The following is a 17,465-nucleotide window of genomic DNA, read 5'->3' on the forward strand; positions in this document are numbered from 1 at the left end:
CGACCTGGGTTTCGTTGCACCACGGCGGCGGCGTGGGCATGGGCTTCTCCCAGCACTCGGGCATGGTGATTGTCTGCGACGGCACCGACGAAGCGGCTGAGCGTATCGCCCGCGTACTGCACAACGATCCGGCCACCGGCGTGATGCGTCATGCCGATGCGGGTTACCAGATCGCGATTGATTGCGCCAAGGAGCAGGGCTTGAACCTGCCGATGGTCAAATAAACCAGGCAGGCAGTTGCACCCTTTGCTTCATGGACGGCGGGCAGGCTGAGACGGATTTCAAGGTTCCGGTGCTTTATGTGTTTTCGGTAGGAGTGACTTGATGAGTCTCATGCAGATGCTCAGCTTTGGCGACACGGGTTGGGGGATGGCCTTGCTCAAGGCCGCCCTCATGACCGTGTTGTTGACCCTTGCGGCGCTGGTGGTCGGTGCGCTGGTTGGCAGCCTGGTGGCCATGGCCAAACTTTCCCGCAAGCGTTCCTTGCGATACCTGGGTGATGCCTACTCCATCTTGTTCCGGGGGATTCCGGAGCTGTTGGTGATCTACCTGTTCTATTTCGGCGGCGCCAGTGTGGTGACGGCCGTCAATCACTGGTTTGGCGGTGAAGGCTATGTCGATGTCCCGCCGTTTATGGTCGGGGCCATCGCTGTCGGATTGATCTCGGCGTCGTATCAGGCTGAGGTCTATCGCGGTGCCTTTATCGCAGTGGCCAAGGGTGAGCTTGAGGCCGCATTGGCCATCGGCATGAACCGCGCAACGCGGATTCGCCGGGTGCTGATCCCGCAGATCTGGCGCTATGCACTGCCGGGCCTGGGCAACGTCTGGCAAATGAGCCTGAAAGACTCCGCGCTGATCTCGGTGATTGGCCTGGTGGAGCTGATGCGGGCCAGCCAGGTGGCGGCGGGTTCGACGCGCCAGTACTTCACGTTCTACATCGTTGGCGGCGTGTGCTACCTGATCCTGACCGGGCTTTCGGGCCGTCTTTTCAACATTGCCGAAGCGCGCGTACAGCGTACGCAGCGGCGCAATCCTGCACAGTCGTGAGAAGGGACCGTTTGCCATGATCGATTTCGCCTTTCTTGCCGACACCATGCTCAAGTTGCTGGGTGCCTTGCCCATCACCCTGGCCTTGTTTTTTTCGTCCCTGACCCTGGGTTTGCTGCTGTCGCTGGGCGTGGTGTCCATGCGCGTCAGCCGCTGGCCCTTCCTCAGCTACCCGGCGCGCTTCTACATCATGCTGTTTCGCGGCACGCCGCTGATGATCCAGATGTTCCTGATCTACTACGGCCTGGGCCAGTTCCCGGCGATTCGCGACAGCTTCCTGTGGGTGGTGTTGAGGTCGCCCTATGGCTGCGCCGTGGTTTCGCTGGCGATGTGCACCGCCGGCTACACCGCAGAAATCATTCGCGGCGGCCTGCTGAGCGTGCCTCAAGGGCAGATCGAAGCGGGGCAGGCGGTGGGCATGGGGCGCTGGACCTTGCTGTGGCGGGTGATCGGCCCGGTCACCTTGCGCCAGGCGCTGCCGGCGTATTCCACCGAGGCCATCTTGCTGGTCAAGTCCACCGCGCTGGCCAGCTTGGTCACCGTATGGGATGTCACCGGCGTGGCGCAACAAATCATCCAGCGTACCTACCGCACCATGGAAGTGTTCATTTGTGCGGCGCTGATCTACCTGATCCTGAATTTCCTGGTGGTGCGTGTGGTGGCCTGGATTGAACATCGTCTGTCGCCCCACCTGCGTGAGCGGCCAAACGACGTGCCGGTCAAGCAAACCCCTGAACCTATTTCTCATTCCTGATTGCAGCGGAGCTTGTCATGAGTACTCACATTCAGAGCGCCCTTTCGGTTAACAACATTCACAAGGCTTTCGGTTCGGCACAGGTTCTCAAGGGGATCTCGCTGGAGGCTCACAAAGGTGACGTGATTTCCATCCTCGGTGCCAGCGGTTCAGGCAAGAGCACCTTCCTGCGTTGCATCAACCTGCTGGAAACTCCGGACGAGGGCAGCATTGTGCTCGACGGAGAAACCATCGAGCTTAAGCGTCAGCGTAACGGTCGGTTGTTGCCTGGCAGCACGCGCCAGGTGGAGACCATGCGCAGCAAGTTGGGCATGGTGTTCCAGAGCTTTAACCTGTGGTCGCATATGACGGTTCTGCAAAATGTCATTGAAGGGCCGATGCGTGTGCTCAAGCGCTCGAAGGCCGAGTGTGTGGAGGAGGCTGAGCAACTGCTGCATAAGGTGGGGCTTTATGACCGCCGCGATTATTACCCGGCACATTTGTCGGGTGGGCAGCAGCAGCGTGTGGCGATTGCCCGGGCGTTGGCGATGAACCCGCAGGTGATGTTGTTTGATGAGCCGACGTCGGCGCTGGACCCGGAGTTGGTGGGTGAGGTGTTGCGGGTGATGCGGTCGCTGGCCGAGGAGGGGCGGACCATGTTGGTGGTGACCCATGAGATGGGGTTTGCGCGGCATGTATCGAATCGGGTGGTGTTTATGGCGAACGGGTTGATTGATGCCCAGGGCACGCCGGCGGAGTTGTTTGAAGGGTTGCCGACGGAGCGGTTTCGGCAGTTTGTTTCGAGTCATACGCAGCGTAGTGCGGAGTAGCGGTTGGGTGTTGGTTGGGTTTGGGTACATATCCTTTGCTGCGGTAACGGCTGAATATGGTTCCGCTCTTACAGCGGGTCACTTTTGGCAAACGCCCGGAATGCCGGCCCAGCCAAAAGTAACCCAAAGGTCTTTGCCCCACCACTCGGTGCCTCGCCTAGGCTCGGCATGCCGGAACGAAGGCACAGCTCCGCGGGCCGCCGCGACGGCCCGTCCCTGGCCCGTCGCGGCTAAATCGGCATCCTTGCCGATTTACCCGCTCCACCGTGCCTACTTGCGGCCATCGTGGTTGACGGGGCCCGCAGATCAAGATCAAAAACAGATCAAGGGCACGGCGGCCTGAAAGCCGGCCTGAGTGTTAGAAGCAAGGGCAAGGTCCAGAGCGAAAGCAGAGCTGCTTTTCTGTGGGAGCGGGCTTGCTCGCGAAAAACCTGAGGGCGCCGCGTTCATTCAGGATGCCCGCGTCATCGTTAACGACCTTCGCGAGCAATCCCGCTCCCACATTTGGGCCGCGCCCGCTTTAGCTTTTGATTTTGCTTCACCACACTCAAGCCGGCCGGTAGGCCGCTGTGCTGTTGCTTTTGATCTTGATCGTAGGCGCCCCGTTAACCACGCTGGCCGAACGCAGGTAGTACGGAGCGGGTAAACCGGCAGGACGCCGGTTTAGCCGCGACGGGGCAGGGACGCCCCGTCGCGGCGGCCCGCGCAGTAATACCGGAGAGAGGGCACACCGAGCCCAAGCGAGGTGCCGAGTGGTGGGGCAAGAGCGTTTTGCTTACTTTTGCGCTGTTCAAAAGTGAGCCGCTGTAAGAGCGGAACCATAAATAGCCGTTACCTAAATAACGGATATGCCCCCGCTCCAGCGAGAAAGAAACGGCCCGCCATCTACATAAATAGATACCGGGCCTTTAAGCCTCAAGACTTAGGCGTCAAATCCACCTTGAACCATTTTTCGCTGAGTTTCTTAACCGTCCCATCAGCAATCGCTTCTTTCAAAGCCGCATCAAACTTGGCCTTCAACTCCGGATCGCTCTTGCGGAAACCCAGGCCCTCGCCATCACCCCAGATAGGGCCTTTGATCTGCGGCCCGGTATACGCCAGCCCCTTGTTCTCAGGCTTGGACATAATCGAATCAAGGAACGTAACGTCATCAAAAATCGCGTCAATACGCCCCGACTGCAGATCGAGAATCGCATCAGCCGACGTGTTGTACTCACGAATCGTCGCCACGTCCTTGAAGTTTTCATCAATGAACTTGGTGTAAATGATGCCCGAAGCAATCCCGATGGTTTTACCCTTCAGCGCCTGACGCAACGGCTCAATCGCATCGTGAATCGCCTTCGCATCAGTACCCAGCGTAACCGCATTGGCCGCCCCGGTTTTGCCCGGCAGCAACGCCGCATCCCGCGCGACAAAGTTGGCCGGCGTCTGCGCGTAGGGAATCGAAAAATCCATGACCTGCCGACGATCGTCAGTGATAACGATCGCATCCATCAACACATCAAACTTCCCCGCGTTGAGACTGGCAATCATCCCATCCCAGTTCTGCACGGTGATCTTGCACTGCAGCTTCATCTTGGCGCACAGATAGTCCATCAGCTCAGGTTCGAAGCCACTGATCTTGCCGCCTGGCAATGTCAGGTTCCAGGGCTCGTACGCACCCTCGGTCGCGATGTTCACGGACGTCCAGTCCTTTGCCTGCAGTCCGGAAGCACTTGCCATCACTAAGGTCGCTACAGCAACAGAGCCTAACCAATTCGATTTTTTAGCGGTCATTTCTATTTCCTACCAATGTGTTTGATGTGGGCTTAGGACTTTTTCTCGAACGCATACAGGTTTGGGGACTGGCCGATTTGCTCTCCAGTCTGCACATGACTCCACATGTACATACATGTCATTGCAAAATATTTGCCAGCTTTTGAAAATAAATAACCTGTTGATTTTCAAGAAAATTAAACAGAGATAGAAACTGCGCGCTTTTTTGTCGCCCTGTTTTGGGTCGATAGGTAGCGTTTTGCACTCACCCGTGCGCTGTCAGGCGTCAGCGATGCGTATCGGTGTGAAGCCCAGATGATCCAGCACGCGCGCCATGTCGCGGACCGCGAGCAGGTGTAGAACGGAAGCATCGGCGAGGTCTCCCGGTATCGCTTTGTCTGCGCCAAAAATGGCAAAGGCCCGCCGTCCGGGAAGGAGGGCAGGCCGTTTGACGGCGGTGTTGTCAGTTCAGGTGATGGGCCACCAGGTCGTTGATTTTCCCGCTGCGCACCTGGTCGATGACACTGGCCATGTCAGCGTAAAACGCGCGGTCGTTATCCGCCACCGGCACTTCACTGCGCACCAGGTCATAGACGGCCTTGGTCGCGGTCGATGCCTTGTTCACATCATGGAAGTCCAGGGCCTGGCAGGCGACCAGTACTTCGATGGCCACCACCGACTGCAGTTTTTGCGAGACCTTGTAGGCCTTGATCACCGCGTTGTAGGCCAGGCTGACCGGGTCTTCCTGGTTGCCGCAGGTCGAGACGCTGTCGATCGAAGACGGCATCGACAGGGTTTTCATCTCTGCATACAGCCCGGCGGCGGTGTACTGGACGATCATGTAGCCGCTGTTCAGGCCTGGGTTACGCACCAGAAAGGCCGGCATTTCGCTGAAGTGCGAGTTGATCATGCGGTCGGTCCGGCGCTCGGAAATCTTCGCCAGGTTGGTCAGCGCCACACACAGCGTATCGGCTGAAATCCCGATGTAGGTACCGTCGAAGTTAGCACCGGAAATCGCGATGCCGTCACCGTCATCCAGCGGGAAAATCACCGGGTTGTCGCCCGAAGAATTGATTTCGCGCTCGATGGTTTCCCGTGCGTAGTTGATGAACTGCCGGGAGGCGCCGTGCACTTGCGGGATGGCGCGCAGGCTGTAGACATCCTGCAGGCGATAATCGATGTTTTCTTCGATGAGCTGGCTGTCGTGGAGGATGGCCTTGATGGTGGCGGCGGTTGCGGCCTGTTCGGGGTGGGCCTTGATCGAGTGGTAGCGCGGGTCGAATGCGCGGATGGTGCCCTTGAGTGCCTCCAGCGACATGGCCGCAGCCACGTCCGCCAAATCGGCGGCCTGCAGGGCGTTGTACAGCGCAAGCGTTGCGATGGCGGTCACCGAGGTGGTGCCGTTCAACATCGCCAGGCCTTCCTTGCACTGCAGGTCGGTCGGTTGCAGGCCGACCTGTTGCAAGGCGGTTGCGCCGTCCACCAGTGCACCGCCCTTGACGCTGGCCCGGCCTTCGCCGAGCAGCACCAAAGCCAGGTGGCCTTCCACCGCCAGGTAACCCACCGAGCCTTCGCCCGGCGCAAAGGGCACCACGTCGTGGTTAAGCAGGCCGGCGATCAGTTCCAGCAGTTCCAGGCGCACCCCGGAGTAGCCTTTGCCCAGGCTGATCAACACCATCAACTGGATCGCCCGCACTTGTTCACGTACCAGCGGCTCGCCGACGGAGACGGCGTGGGAACGTACGATGTTGACTTGCAGTTGTTTGGCGTTTTCCGGCGAGATGACGTGCCGTACGTTGTCGCCGAAGCCTGTGGTCACGCCATACACCAAGCGGTTTTCATCGAGGAACCGTTCGATCAACCCACGGGATTTTTTAACCCGGTTTTTGTAGCTGTCGGCAAACGAAACAGTGGCCGAATAACGGGCAATCGCCACGAATTCCTCGATGCTCGGTTCTCGGTCGCCTAACACGACGTGGGTGATTTGTTCAGGCAGGGTTTTCATCAGCGACTCCAGCAGGGCGCAACGTGAGGTTGGGAAGTGGCTTCACTCTACGGTCTGTACTGACTGAAGAAAATATGGGGTTTTCTGTTACTTTTAGTAGAAAATCTAAACTACTGAAGTCGCGAGATTCCCCATGAGCCGTTTACCGCCGTTGCGCGCGTTGCAAGTATTTGAAGTGGTGGGCCACTGCGCCGGTATCTCCCAGGCGGCGATTCGCCTGGGGATTTCGGTGGGCGCTGTCAGCCAGCAAATGAAACTGCTGGAAGATGCCCTGGGCATGAAGCTGACGCTCAAGGACGGCCAGCGCCTGCGCTTGAACAGCGTTGGCGAACGCCTGCACGCCCGCTGCACCGCGGCGTTCGAAGAACTCAGGCTGGCGGTGGCCGAGGCCGAGCGGGCGAAGAATCCCAACAACCTCTATATCAGTTGCTTGCCTTCGCTGATGACCAAATGGCTGTCGCCACTGATCGACGAATGGGCGCAGGACGAGGCCGACCTGAACATCTACCTCGATAGCACCCTCGACGATGCGTCGGGGGAGGAAAGCGCCGACTTTCGCATCGGGTATGGCGAGCACCCCGAGCATGCCGGGCATAGCGTGCCGCTGTTCCGCGATTGTGTGGTGCCCACCTGTTCACCGCAGTTGCTGGAGCGGGTTGAGTCGGCGCGGGACTTGCTCGACTACCGGCTGATCGGCATCGACTCGCGGCCAAAATTCGATTCGCCGCCGTCGTGGACCCAATGGTTCGGCGAGCTGGAAGGGCAAACCGGCCAGCCCATCGTGATCCGCCGCAACTATTCGTCATCGATTACCGCGATACAGGCGGCCATTGACCGGCAAGGCATCGTGCTGGCGCAGTATTCAATGATCGCCGGGGACCTGGACGCCGGTCGGCTGGTGATTCCCTGGCGTTTTGCCGTGCCGTTGGCCGCGCCGTACTACCTGAGTTGGCACCCCAATACGCTGCACAAACAACAGTGCCGTGGGTTTCAACGCTGGATGATCGGGCAGGGGCAGAAACAGGAGAAGATTACCGCTGCCATGCTTTCTGCTGCGCCGATTTAAATGAAACTCCCGGATGAAGTTCACCACGGCAGGATGTGTGTGGGCTCGGTCTCCAAACTGTAGAAAAGCGACGGATCAGGGCGCGACGCGATGAGTTGGAATAGCCGCACGGCGGAGTCTTGTGCAGTCAGTTCAGCGCCTTGCACGCCTATCCCGGTACGCAGCCGGCCGGGATGAACGCTGTAGCTCAACAGGCGATCGCCCAACTCATCGGCAATACAGAGCGAGAGCATGTTGAGTGCCGATTTGGAGATTCGGTAGGTATAGGAGCAACCTGCCTTGGAGACGTGTTCATCGGCATTTTGAGCGATCGAACCACGGCGTGAGGAGATGTTGACCACCGTCGCCAGGGAAAACGAAGCCGCCATCCGCCGGATGAGTTGCCCGGGGCCAATGCAATTCACTTCGAACGCTTTTCGTAACTCATCGGCGCTTTCATCAAACAACGAGTGCTGTTTGCTGCCGATGCCGGCGTTATTGATCAACAAATCAATCGTTGTGAGCGCTTTGCTCTGGAGGAAACGTTCAAACTCGGTGAGGTTGGCGTCCAGGTCTTCGGCGAGATAATCCAGTGCAAATACCTCATCGGCCAGCCCGTCTTGTTTGAGCAACTGCAATTTCCCGGGGGACCTGCTGACAGCTATTACCTCGTAACCGCTGAGTTTTGCCTGGCGGCAAAGCGCGCTGCCATACCCGCCCGTTGCACCCGTGATGATTGCTCTCATGGGGTTCCTTGATCGTGGTTTCCTGGCGCTCGACTTTAGCGTTCGCAGGCAGCGCCTGTCATTGTCAAAATAGCGAACATGTTCTGCGCACTTTGATCATTAAGTTGTCACTTACGGTCATTGAGCGCTAGCCGGGGGACTCTTAGTCTGTGGGACATAAACCGATGGGAGGCCGTTCGAGCTTTCCACGTCCCGTGATGATCCGTTGTGGAGCTGTACCATGACCGCTGCTGCCTACCCGCACCTGCTGGCCCCGTTGGACCTGGGTTTTACCACCCTGCGTAACCGCACCCTGATGGGCTCGATGCACACCGGCCTTGAAGAGAAACCCGGCGGCTTCGAGCGCATGGCGGCTTACTTCGCCGAGCGTGCCCGTGGCGGCGTGGGCCTGATGGTCACCGGCGGTATCGGCCCGAATGATGAAGGCGGTGTGTATGGCGGTGCAGCCAAGCTGACCACCGACGAAGAAGCGCAAAAGCACAAGATCGTCACCCAGGCGGTGCACGAGGCGGGCGGCAAGATCTGCATGCAGATCCTCCACGCTGGCCGTTATGCCTACAGCCCTAAACAGGTAGCGCCGAGCGCCATCCAGGCGCCGATCAACCCGTTCAAACCCAAAGAGCTGGACGAAGAGGGCATCGAAAAGCAGATCAATGATTTCGTCACCTGTTCGTTGCTGGCCCAGGTCGCCGAGTACGACGGCGTGGAAATCATGGGGTCGGAAGGCTACTTCATTAACCAGTTCCTCGCCGCCCACACCAACCACCGCACCGACCGTTGGGGTGGCAGCTATGAAAACCGCATGCGCCTGCCGGTGGAAATCGTGCGCCGGGTGCGCGAAGCGGTAGGCCCGAATTTCATCATCATCTTCCGCCTGTCGATGCTCGACCTGGTGGAAGGCGGCAGCTCCTGGGAAGAGATCGTGCAGTTGGCCAAGGCCATTGAGCAGGCTGGTGCGACGATCATCAACACCGGCATCGGCTGGCACGAAGCGCGTATTCCGACCATCGCCACGAAGGTGCCGCGTGGCGCATTCAGCAAGGTCACCGCGAAGTTGCGTGGTGCGGTGCGGATTCCGTTGATCACCACCAACCGGATCAACACCCCGGAAATCGCCGAGCAGATCCTGGCCGAAGGCGACGCCGACATGGTTTCGATGGCTCGTCCATTCCTGGCCGACCCGGACTTCGTCAACAAGGCTGCCGAAGGCCGCGCCGATGAAATCAACACCTGCATCGGCTGCAACCAGGCCTGCCTGGACCACACCTTCGGCGGCAAGCTGACCACCTGCCTGGTCAACCCGCGTGCGTGCTACGAGACCGAGCTGAACTACCTGCCGGTCAAGCAGATCAAGAAAATCGCCGTGGTCGGTGCCGGCCCTGCGGGCCTGGCTGCCGCCACCGTTGCCGCCGAGCGCGGGCATCAAGTGACCCTGTTCGATTCGGCCAGCGAGATCGGCGGCCAGTTCAACATCGCCAAGCGCGTGCCGGGCAAGGAAGAGTTTTTTGAAACCCTGCGCTACTTCAAGCGCAAGTTGCAGACCACCCACGTCGAGCTGTGCCTGAACACCCGGGTCGACGTTGAGCAACTGGTGGCGGGCGGTTATGACGAGATCATCCTGGCCACCGGTATTGCGCCGCGCACTCCGGCGATCCCTGGCGTGGAAAACGCCAAGGTGCTGAGCTACCTGGATGTGATCCTGGAGCGCAAGCCGGTGGGCCATCGCGTGGCGGTGATCGGTGCCGGCGGTATCGGTTTTGACGTGTCGGAATTCCTCGTGCACCAGGGCGTGTCCACCAGCCTGGACCGCGAGGCGTTCTGGAAAGAGTGGGGCATCGACACCCACCTGGAAGCGCGCGGCGGCGTGGCCGGGATCAAGCCCGAGCGCCATGCGCCGGCACGTGAAGTGTTCCTGTTGCAGCGCAAGGCTTCCAAGGTTGGCGACGGCCTGGGCAAGACCACCGGCTGGATCCATCGCACCGGTCTTAAGAACAAGCAGGTGCAAATGCTCAACAGCGTCGAATACCTGAAGATCGACGACGAAGGCCTGCATATCCGTATCGGCACCGAAGGTGAACCGCAGGTGCTGGCGGTGGACAATATCGTTATCTGCGCCGGCCAGGACCCGCTGCGCGAACTGCAGGACGGCCTGGTCGCAGCCGGGCAGAACGTGCACCTGATCGGCGGTGCGGATGTGGCCGCCGAGCTGGATGCCAAGCGCGCCATCAACCAGGGTTCGCGCCTGGCTGCCGAGCTGTAAACACTCAAAAGGGGCGGTGGTAGACTACCGCCCCTTTTCTTTCGCAGAACCGCCCTCATGGGTCCTTTCGACTGGCTTCCCCACGCGCCCCTTGAACCCCTGAAGCTGGACTGGATGGGGTCGGTGGAAGTTGCGGTGCTGCGCCTGGACCGCATCGACCCGCTGATCAGCGGCAACAAATGGTTCAAGCTCACCGAACACCTGGCGCAAGGCCGGGCGGCGGGTGCCAGTGGGATCATCAGCCTGGGCGGGGCTTACTCCAATCATCTGCATGCACTGGCGGCTGCCGGGAAACGCTTCGGTTTCCCGACCGTTGGCCTGCTGCGTGGCCATCCGCAAGACACTCCCACGGTTCTCGACCTCAAAGCGTTCGGCATGCAGCTGCATTGGCTGGGTTATGGCGGCTATCGCGCGCGCAACGAGCCAGACTTCTGGTTGCCTTGGCGCGAGCAATATCCGCACCTGCATCCGGTGCCTGAAGGCGGCGGTGGCTTGGCCGGTGCGTTGGGTTGCGGGGTGTTGGTGAGTCAGGCGCAGGCGCAGTTAAATGGCCTGGGTTGGGCGGACTATGATGGTTGGTGGCTGGCGGCGGGCACCGGCACCACGCTGGCGGGGTTGGTGCTGGCCGAGGCGGGTGCGCATCCGGTGTATGGCGCGCTGGCGGTGCCTGATGACCATGGGGTGGCGCAGCAGGTACAGGCGCTGGTGCAGGAGGGTTATGAATTGCTGGAGGCCAGCCGGGGCGGCTTTGCCAAGGTCGATCCGCAGTTGCTGGCATTTATCGACGCCACCGAGCAAGCCTGTGGCGTGCCGCTGGAGCCGCTGTACACCGGCAAGGCGCTATTGGCGTTGAAGCAGCAGATTGAAGCCGGCCGCTTCGCCCCCGGTACTCGCCTGATCTTCGTCCACACCGGCGGCCTGCAAGGCCGCCGGGGTTTCCCTGTTGCGCGCGGTTAATGTGGGAGCTGTCGAGCTTTAGCGAGGCTGCGATGCAGGCGCTGCGGTCGGGCAAGTACAGCGCGGTGATCCCATCGCAGCCTCGCCAGGGCTCGACAGCTCCCACATTCAGTCGATGGGTTTACCGACTGCTCTCTCTTTTTCCGGGCATCATTCGCAGCGCCGTGTTGTCGCGCAGGATGTAATGGTGAATGATCGCGGCCAACGCGTGCAGCCCGATCAGCCAGTAACCGACCTTGCCGAACAGCACGTGCCAGCTTTCAATCTCCTTGGCCAATGCCTTGTTTTCGGCAATCAGTGGCGGCAACTCAATGCCGTAGAACATCACCGAATGTCCCTCGGCACTGACGATCAGCCAGCCGGCGATGGGCATGCCGATCATCAAGGCATACAGCGCCATGTGCATGAGGGTGGCGAGGAGGGTTTGCCATTGCGGCGGCACCGGTACGATCTTCGGCGCCACGCCCAGGCTGCGGGCGAACAACCGTAGCCACACCAGCACAAACACGGTCAGGCCGAACATGTAGTGCATTTCCACGATCAACGTGCGTCCGCCACTGCCTTTGGGAAACTGCCCGCGTAACTCAATGCAGGCGTAAACCACCGCCAGCAGCACCACCATCAGCCAGTGCAACGCAATCGACATGGTGCTGTAACGCGTATCGGAATTTTTCCAGGGCATCGCTTTCTTCCTCACTCATCAGGGCAAACCTCCGTTCTTTCGCGACGGAGTCCTTTCAATGTAAGCCTGTTTTACGAGGTTTGCCCGTGAGAGGAGGATGAAGAAGCGATCTTTTGACGCCGATCAGTTGCCCTGCGGCATTTCACCCCGTGCCAGCCGCTGGTTGATGTCGGCGATAACCGCCGGCAGGTCGGTGATGGTGTCGATCATGTAATGCGGGCGCGAGCCTTCGAACATGGCCTGGATGCGCGTGCGTTCGCTGGCGAGCGTGGCGGCGTCCAGGGCGCGAAACTGCTCGTAGGTCAGGCCCAGGGCGTTGCCCGAACAGGTCAGCGCCACGGTCCACATCCCGGCGCGACGGCCTTCCAGGATGCCCGGCGCCGTGTCGTCGATCTTCACGCAGGCCGCCACATCGTCAATTCCCAGGGCGATCACGTTGGCCAGGGCCTGGGCCGGCCATGGGCGGCCGTTGGGTACTTCGTCGGTGGCGACCACGTGGTCGGCGATGTAGCCATTGGTAGCGGCCAGTTCGACGACCTTGTCCATCACCTGCTTGGGGTAGCCGGAGCACGAGCCGATCTTGATCCCTTGCTTGCGCAGGTTGGCGATGGTGTCCAGGGCGCCGGGAATCAGTGCCGAATGCTCGGCGATTTTCTCGATCTGCAGCGGCATGAAACGCTGATAGATGGCGGTGACGTCATCGTCGCTAGGCGTGCGGCCAAAGGCCTTGTGGTAACGTTCGGCCACCTGCGGCTGGTCGCACAGGGTGCGGATGTGGTCCCACTTGCCCATGCCCATCGGGCCACGGGCTTCTTCGATGGAGACCTGCATGTCGAATTCGGCGAAGGCTTCGACAAAAATCTGCGTCGGTGCGAACGAGCCGAAATCGACCACGGTGCCGGCCCAGTCGAGGATCGCGGCTTGAAGCTTTGTAGGGTTTGCGTAGTTCATGGTTCAGATCCTGTTTAAAAAGGGATTCATGTAGGAGCGAGCTTGCTCGCGAAGGTCGTTGACGATGACGCTGGCATGCGGAATTAACGCGGCGCCCTCAGGTTTTTCGCGAGCAAGCTCGCTCCTACAGGGGCAATTCAGTCTTATATTTCGAGCACGTTCATTTCTTGCAGCACCTCGGCCACCGCCGCGACCGCCGCTTGCATGTCGGCCTGGCTCACATGGCCGATGCAGCCCACGCGGAAGGTCTCCACCTGGGTCAATTTGCCGGGATAAAGGATGAAACCCTTGGCCTTGACCCGCTCGTAGAACGCCTTGAACTGGTAGCGCGGGTCTTTTGGTGCGTGGAAGGTGACGATGATCGGTGCCTGGATCGCGGCAGGCAGGAAGCTGCGCAGGCCCAGTTCGGCCATGCCGTCCAGCAGCGCCTGGCAGTTGTCGGCGTAGCGCCGGTGCCGGGCGGGCAGGCCGCCTTCTTCGTGGTATTGCAGCAGGGCTTCGTGCAATGCGGCGACCACGTGGGTGGGCGGGGTGAAGCGCCATTGGCCGGTCTTGGCCATGTAGCTGTGCTGGTCGAACAGGTCCATCGCCAGGGAATGGCAGTTGCCTTGGGCAGCGGCCAGGGCCTGCTTTTCGGCGAACACAAACCCCATGCCTGGCACGCCTTCCAGGCACTTGCCGGAGGCGGCGATCAGCGCGTCGAACGGCACTTCACGGGCGTCGATCGGCAGCGCGCCGAAGGAACTCATGGCGTCGATGATCAGGCGTTTGCCGTGGCGGGCGATGACCTGGGCGATCTCTGGCAGCGGGTTAAGAATCCCGGTGCTGGTTTCGCAATGGATCAGCGCGACGTGGGTGATGCCCTGGTCGGCGTGCAACAGGCGGTCGACGTCGGCGGCGGTGGTGGGTTCGTCTTCGGCGGTTTCAAAGGTGCTGAACGGGCGGCCGAGCACTTCGCAAATCTTCGCCAGGCGCTTGCCGTAGGCACCGTTGATCAGCACCAGCACCTTGCCGTCCCGTGGCACGAGGGTGCCGATGGCCGCTTCCACGGCGAACGTGCCGCTGCCTTGCAACGGCACGCAATCATGGCTGGTGGTGCCATTGACGATCACCAACAGTTGTTTGCAGAGGCTGGCGGTGAGTTGATTGAAGCGGTCATCCCATGAACCCCAGTCGACCATCATGGCCTGGCGGGTGCGGGCTGAGGTGGTCAAGGGCCCGGGGGTCAGCAGGATCGGCGCGGCAGTGCTCATTCTTGTGTCCTCGCAAAACAATGGGATGAAGTTACGGCGCCTAAATTGCAGTTTGGCTTGTCATCAATCAAATTGTTTGTTGTTATGCGAGCTATCAGTGAGGCCGATAGCTATGAACCTGTTTCAACTGCGTGCGTTTGATGCCGTGGCCCGCGAGGGCAGTTTTACCCGGGCGGCCGAGCGGCTGTTCATCAGCCAGCCGGCGGTGACCGGGCATATCAAGGCGCTGGAGGAGCACTACCAGATTGCGCTGCTGCGGCGTACCGCGCGGCGGGTGGAGTTGACCGAGGAGGGCACCAAGCTCGCGGCGATCACCCGGGCCATCTTCGGCCTGGTGGAAGAGGCGCAAACCCTGCTGGAGGCCAACCGGCAACTGCTTACCGGGCGCCTGGAAGTAGCAGCGGACGGGCCGCATATGGTCATGCCGATGCTGGCCAGCCTGCGGGCGCGGTATCCGGGGATTACCGTCAATTTGCGCCTGGGCAACGCTCAGGAAACCCTCGCGGCGCTGTTGTCTGAGCGTGCCGATGTAGCGGTGCTGACGGAGGTAGAACCGCGCAAGGGCCTGCACTTGCAGCCGTTGATCGAGTCGCGGATTTGCGCGTTGGTGCCTGCCGGTCATCCGTGGTTGGCACAGCCTGCGGGGATTCGGCTGGAGCAGTTGGATCAAGTGATCATGGTGCTGCGTGAGCCCAGCTCGATCACCCGGCGCACCTTTGACGACGCTTGCGCCCTGGCCGGGGTGCAGCCCAAGGTGTTGCTGGAGCTGGACAGCCGTGAGGCGGTGACGGAAGCAGTGGCGGCTGACTTGGGGGTTGGGGTGGTGTCGTCGATGGAGGTCAGCCGGGATCCGCGGGTGCATGCGATTCCGATCCAGGGGGATGGGTTGGTCAATCGGCATGTGATCGGGTGCATGGCGCGGCGGCGGGAATTGCGCCTGATTCAGGCGTTTTTCGAGTTGGCGCCGCGCTGAAGGCTTTGCTGAGAGTGTTCCGCGCTATAAACTCTGCCCCCAAAGCGCCGGCCAGTAGACGTCTCGGCGCGATGGACATAAGAGAGTGAGTCATGGGCGCACAGTGGAAAGTCAAACATAAAGAAGCGGCATCCAATGCCAAGGGCAAGATCTTCGGCAAGCTGGTGAAAGAGATCACCATTGCCGCCCGCAACGGTGCCGATACCTCCACCAACGCACATTTGCGCCTGGTGGTGGAGCAGGCCAAAAAGGCCTCGATGCCCAAGGAAACCCTGGAGCGCGCGATCAAGAAAGGCGCCGGTCTGCTCGGTGAAACCGTGCAATACCACCGTGTGACCTACGAAGGTTTTGCCCCGCACCAGGTGCCGCTGATCGTTGAATGCGTGACCGACAACATCAACCGTACCGTGGCGGAAATCCGCGTGGCGTTCCGCAAGGGCCAACTCGGTGCTTCCGGCTCCGTGGCCTGGGACTTCAACCATGTGGGCCTGATCGAAGCCTCGCCGGACAGCCCGGACGCCGATCCTGAAATGGCTGCGATTGAAGCCGGTGCCCAGGATTTCGAAGAGGGCGAGGAAGAGGGCAGCACCCTGTTCATCACCGAAACCACCGACCTGGACGCCGTGCAGAAGGCTTTGCCGGAGCAGGGGTTCACCGTGTTGTCGGCCAAGCTGGGCTATATCGCGAAGAACCCGGTGAGCGGTTTGAGCGATGAGCAAATGGCCGAAGTCGAAGCCTTCCTGGAAGGTTTGGACAACCACGATGATGTGCAGGACATGTTTGTCGGGTTGGCGGGCTGATTAATTATCCACTGTAGGAGCGAGCTTGCTCGCGAAGGTCGTTAACGATAACGCTGGAAACCTGACACCCGGCGGCGTTTTCGAGTTTTTCGCGAGCAAGCTCGCTCCTACAGTAGGACAAGCGATCGTTCGATCTCTTTGAACCCAGGCCGGGCGAGCACATCCGGCTGGTAGCAGTTATCCCGCAAGGCTTCCAGCACCACGCGTTTCTCCTCGCTCAACCCTGTATCAATCCTTTCCAGCAACTCCCCCAGCAACACCCCGAACGCCCGCACTTCGATACGCTGCAACGCCCGGGTTTCCAGGCTGTCGACCGTGGCGTGAAACGACGCGGCACCAAAGTCTCCAAGCAAACACTCACCGGCTTCATTCCACAGAATGTTATGGCCGTACAAATCGCCGTGGGTGATGCCTTGCTCGTGCAGGTGCGCCGCCACCGAGGCGATTCCCCGGGCCATGCGTAACGCCACGTCCGCACTGAAGCGGGTGGTGGGTTCGTAGATGTCACGGGTGCACGACGCCAGGCTCGGCAGGGCCGCAAGGTTGCGATAGCTTGGCTCGATCAGTTGCATCACCAGCGCCGCCTGGCCTTCGGGATGGTCGACGACGCGGCCTTCGACCTTGATCAGGTTGGCATGCAACCCGGCGGCGATGCAGGCGTGCATTTCGTGCAACGGCGAGCCGTCGCTGGTAATGCTGCCTTTATACAGTTTGACCGCGACCGCTTTCGCCTGCCCGGTTGGCGGAGTCCAGGACGCCTTGCGGATGATCCCGGAAGCGCCTTCGCCCAACACTTCGCCCAACGCCAACTGTGACCAGGGAATGTTCGGCGTCGCGTCATCGCGAGCCACTTCCACGGCCATTTCCACCGGGTTGCCGGCGTAGGCCAGCCAGGTCAGGCTCGGTAGCGTCAGCAGCCAGTCGGGCAGGCGGGTCAGGCGGTTGGAGGCGATGCGGATCAGTTCGAGGTTTTTGCACTGGGCGAGGTGTGGCGGCAAGTGCTCCAGGTGGTTACCGGCCAGCATCAGTTTTTGCAGCAACGGCCGTTCACCCAGTTCGCTCGGCAATTGGCTGATTTGGTTATCGGTGAGGATCAGCCAGCGCAGCAGTGGCGGCAGGGCTGCCGCCGAGACGCTGCTGATCTGGTTCGACTTGAAGCCGATCATGCTCAACTGTGCGCACTGGCCCAGGCATTCCGGCAGTTCGGTAAAGGCGTTTTCCGAACAGAACAGTACGCGCAAGTGGGGCAGGCGGTGCAGGTCGTCCGGCAGGCTGCTCAGGGCATTGCCGGTGAGGTTGAGGATTTCCAGGGAGTCGGCCAGGTCGAAGATTTCCCGGGGGAACTCGGTCAGTCCACAGGACAGGTCCAGGCGTTTGATACCGGCCAATTGGCCGGCCTTGAGTTGGGCAAGGGTATCCATGAACAGC

Annotated in this window: 15 protein-coding genes and 2 pseudogenes; 10 read left to right on the plus strand and 7 right to left on the minus strand. The window is 60.5% G+C overall.

The features are described from left to right. The 4 genes and pseudogenes from CEC48_RS25065 to CEC48_RS25080 form a co-directional block, all read left to right on the plus strand. Positions 1 to 224 (plus strand): annotated as a pseudogene (locus tag CEC48_RS25065) (urocanate hydratase); the annotation flags it as partial. Positions 225 to 324: 100 nt separating this feature from the next. Continuing rightward, a complete protein-coding gene (locus CEC48_RS25070) occupies positions 325 to 1,047 on the plus strand; it encodes an ABC transporter permease (protein ID WP_088426179.1) in 723 nt (240 codons plus the stop codon). A 16-nt stretch (positions 1,048 to 1,063) separates the two neighbouring features. Further along, a complete protein-coding gene (locus CEC48_RS25075) occupies positions 1,064 to 1,801 on the plus strand; it encodes an ABC transporter permease (RefSeq protein WP_088426180.1) in 738 nt (245 codons plus the stop codon). A 17-nt stretch (positions 1,802 to 1,818) separates the two neighbouring features. Continuing rightward, on the plus strand, positions 1,819 to 2,610 hold the full coding sequence (locus CEC48_RS25080; protein ID WP_010166871.1) for an ABC transporter ATP-binding protein: 792 nt from the start codon (positions 1,819 to 1,821) through the stop codon (positions 2,608 to 2,610). Positions 2,611 to 3,525: 915 nt separating this feature from the next. On the opposite strand, the gene CEC48_RS25085 is transcribed toward CEC48_RS25080, so the two are convergent. Beyond that, positions 3,526 to 4,386 carry a transporter substrate-binding domain-containing protein gene (locus CEC48_RS25085; protein WP_256579774.1) on the minus strand — a complete coding sequence of 287 codons (861 nt, stop codon included), beginning with the start codon at positions 4,384 to 4,386 and terminating at the stop codon, positions 3,526 to 3,528. Between the two features lie 442 nt (positions 4,387 to 4,828). Beyond that, complete coding sequence (gene hutH, locus CEC48_RS25090; RefSeq protein WP_088426182.1) at positions 4,829 to 6,370, minus strand: histidine ammonia-lyase; 1,542 nt, start codon at positions 6,368 to 6,370, stop codon at positions 4,829 to 4,831. A gap of 133 nt (positions 6,371 to 6,503) precedes the next feature. Here hutH and CEC48_RS25095 point away from each other — a divergent pair, with 133 nt between their 5' ends. After that, the gene (locus CEC48_RS25095) at positions 6,504 to 7,436 is read left to right on the plus strand and encodes a LysR substrate-binding domain-containing protein (RefSeq protein ID WP_088426183.1); all 933 of its coding nucleotides are present in this window, start codon (positions 6,504 to 6,506) and stop codon (positions 7,434 to 7,436) included. A 20-nt stretch (positions 7,437 to 7,456) separates the two neighbouring features. Here the strand turns inward: CEC48_RS25095 and CEC48_RS25100 are convergent, their stop codons facing one another. Next, a complete protein-coding gene (locus CEC48_RS25100) occupies positions 7,457 to 8,161 on the minus strand; it encodes an SDR family NAD(P)-dependent oxidoreductase (RefSeq protein WP_088426184.1) in 705 nt (234 codons plus the stop codon). Between the two features lie 220 nt (positions 8,162 to 8,381). Between CEC48_RS25100 and CEC48_RS25105 the strand changes: the two genes are divergently transcribed. Further along, on the plus strand, positions 8,382 to 10,421 hold the full coding sequence (locus tag CEC48_RS25105) for an NADPH-dependent 2,4-dienoyl-CoA reductase (RefSeq protein WP_088426185.1): 2,040 nt from the start codon (positions 8,382 to 8,384) through the stop codon (positions 10,419 to 10,421). Between the two features lie 57 nt (positions 10,422 to 10,478). After that, positions 10,479 to 11,378 (plus strand): 1-aminocyclopropane-1-carboxylate deaminase/D-cysteine desulfhydrase, encoded by a 900-nt coding sequence (locus CEC48_RS25110; RefSeq protein ID WP_088426186.1) that lies wholly within the window; start codon positions 10,479 to 10,481, stop codon positions 11,376 to 11,378. Between the two features lie 121 nt (positions 11,379 to 11,499). On the opposite strand, the gene CEC48_RS25115 is transcribed toward CEC48_RS25110, so the two are convergent. The 3 genes from CEC48_RS25115 to CEC48_RS25125 all read right to left on the minus strand — a co-directional run bounded on the left by CEC48_RS25115 (position 11,500) and on the right by CEC48_RS25125 (position 14,264). Next, positions 11,500 to 12,060: a cytochrome b gene (locus tag CEC48_RS25115; protein WP_088426187.1), complete on the minus strand. Its 561-nt coding sequence runs from the start codon at positions 12,058 to 12,060 to the stop codon at positions 11,500 to 11,502. A gap of 123 nt (positions 12,061 to 12,183) precedes the next feature. Then, a complete protein-coding gene (gene phnX / locus CEC48_RS25120; protein ID WP_088426188.1) occupies positions 12,184 to 13,011 on the minus strand; it encodes a phosphonoacetaldehyde hydrolase in 828 nt (275 codons plus the stop codon). Positions 13,012 to 13,154: 143 nt separating this feature from the next. Then, entirely contained in the window at positions 13,155 to 14,264 is a 1,110-nt protein-coding gene (locus CEC48_RS25125; protein ID WP_088426189.1) for a 2-aminoethylphosphonate--pyruvate transaminase, read from the minus strand. A gap of 112 nt (positions 14,265 to 14,376) precedes the next feature. Here CEC48_RS25125 and CEC48_RS25130 point away from each other — a divergent pair, with 112 nt between their 5' ends. The 3 genes and pseudogenes from CEC48_RS25130 to CEC48_RS32285 all read left to right on the plus strand — a co-directional run. Beyond that, complete coding sequence (locus CEC48_RS25130) at positions 14,377 to 15,237, plus strand: LysR substrate-binding domain-containing protein (protein WP_088426190.1); 861 nt, start codon at positions 14,377 to 14,379, stop codon at positions 15,235 to 15,237. A 92-nt stretch (positions 15,238 to 15,329) separates the two neighbouring features. Then, complete coding sequence (locus CEC48_RS25135; protein WP_088426191.1) at positions 15,330 to 16,037, plus strand: YebC/PmpR family DNA-binding transcriptional regulator; 708 nt, start codon at positions 15,330 to 15,332, stop codon at positions 16,035 to 16,037. Positions 16,038 to 16,062: 25 nt separating this feature from the next. Further along, positions 16,063 to 16,152 (plus strand): annotated as a pseudogene (locus CEC48_RS32285) (outer membrane lipoprotein carrier protein LolA); the annotation flags it as partial. On the opposite strand, the gene CEC48_RS25140 reads toward CEC48_RS32285, so the two are convergent. Then, positions 16,145 to 17,458: a leucine-rich repeat-containing protein kinase family protein gene (locus CEC48_RS25140; protein WP_088426211.1), complete on the minus strand. Its 1,314-nt coding sequence runs from the start codon at positions 17,456 to 17,458 to the stop codon at positions 16,145 to 16,147. The pseudogene CEC48_RS32285 and the gene CEC48_RS25140 overlap by 8 nt on opposite strands. Between the last annotated feature and the right edge of the window lie 7 nt (positions 17,459 to 17,465).

Origin of the sequence: Pseudomonas sp. K2I15, assembly GCF_002204795.1 — a bacterium.
GTDB lineage: Bacteria > Pseudomonadota > Gammaproteobacteria > Pseudomonadales > Pseudomonadaceae > Aquipseudomonas.

Coding starts and splice junctions, on each gene's coding strand:
- CEC48_RS25075 (WP_088426180.1), top strand. CDS start 1,064: ATGATCGATTTCGCCTTTCTTGCCGACACCATGCTCAAGTTGCTGGGT.
- CEC48_RS25105 (WP_088426185.1), top strand. CDS start 8,382: ATGACCGCTGCTGCCTACCCGCACCTGCTGGCCCCGTTGGACCTGGGT.
- CEC48_RS25115 (WP_088426187.1), bottom strand. CDS start 12,060: ATGCCCTGGAAAAATTCCGATACGCGTTACAGCACCATGTCGATTGCG.
- CEC48_RS25140 (WP_088426211.1), bottom strand. CDS start 17,458: ATGGATACCCTTGCCCAACTCAAGGCCGGCCAATTGGCCGGTATCAAA.
- CEC48_RS25080 (WP_010166871.1), top strand. CDS start 1,819: ATGAGTACTCACATTCAGAGCGCCCTTTCGGTTAACAACATTCACAAG.
- CEC48_RS25085 (WP_256579774.1), bottom strand. CDS start 4,386: ATGACCGCTAAAAAATCGAATTGGTTAGGCTCTGTTGCTGTAGCGACC.
- CEC48_RS25070 (WP_088426179.1), top strand. CDS start 325: ATGAGTCTCATGCAGATGCTCAGCTTTGGCGACACGGGTTGGGGGATG.
- CEC48_RS25110 (WP_088426186.1), top strand. CDS start 10,479: ATGGGTCCTTTCGACTGGCTTCCCCACGCGCCCCTTGAACCCCTGAAG.
- CEC48_RS25135 (WP_088426191.1), top strand. CDS start 15,330: ATGGGCGCACAGTGGAAAGTCAAACATAAAGAAGCGGCATCCAATGCC.
- CEC48_RS25095 (WP_088426183.1), top strand. CDS start 6,504: ATGAGCCGTTTACCGCCGTTGCGCGCGTTGCAAGTATTTGAAGTGGTG.
- CEC48_RS25125 (WP_088426189.1), bottom strand. CDS start 14,264: ATGAGCACTGCCGCGCCGATCCTGCTGACCCCCGGGCCCTTGACCACC.
- CEC48_RS25100 (WP_088426184.1), bottom strand. CDS start 8,161: ATGAGAGCAATCATCACGGGTGCAACGGGCGGGTATGGCAGCGCGCTT.
- phnX (WP_088426188.1), bottom strand. CDS start 13,011: ATGAACTACGCAAACCCTACAAAGCTTCAAGCCGCGATCCTCGACTGG.
- CEC48_RS25130 (WP_088426190.1), top strand. CDS start 14,377: ATGAACCTGTTTCAACTGCGTGCGTTTGATGCCGTGGCCCGCGAGGGC.
- hutH (WP_088426182.1), bottom strand. CDS start 6,370: ATGAAAACCCTGCCTGAACAAATCACCCACGTCGTGTTAGGCGACCGA.